This window comes from Gilvimarinus sp. 1_MG-2023 (assembly GCF_030548285.1).
This window is the reverse complement of the sequence record NZ_JAUOSC010000206.1, coordinates 1-419: the sequence shown is the minus strand read 5'-3', so window position 1 is coordinate 419 and position 419 is coordinate 1. Positions and strand designations below refer to the sequence as shown.

The 419-nt window shown below is 46.3% G+C and carries 1 protein-coding gene; it reads right to left on the bottom strand.

Features of this window, described 5'->3' with window-relative positions:
* A partial coding sequence (locus tag Q4563_RS16445) for an STAS domain-containing protein (RefSeq protein WP_303605247.1) occupies positions 1 to 419 on the bottom strand: 419 nt, incomplete at both ends.

Sequence of the window (419 nt, the reverse complement as noted above, 5' to 3'; positions counted from 1 at the left end):
ACAGGATATTGAGTGATTGCAGCTGCTCGTGCAGCTCCAGCAGACCTTCGTAACCGTTAAAATCGATATGGTTGATGGCACTGCCTACCAGTACAACGTGGTGAATATCCGGCGACTGTTCGAGGCGACGAATAATAAAAGTATTCAGGTAATGACTGTTGGCAAAATACAGGTTTTCATCAACCCGAATCATCAATACATGTGGTGAGGTGCTGACATCATGGCGCTGGATATTACGGAAGTGATCACTGTTTTTATAACGACCGATTTCGGCGATATGAGGCTCACTGGAACGGCGTAAATACAAAATCAGAGACAGTAAAATACCAAGGGAAATACCGATTTCTGCATTGGTCGCCAACACCGCCAGAAATGTCATCAGCCAGACCACGCCGTCACTTTTCTGAAAGCGCCAGGCA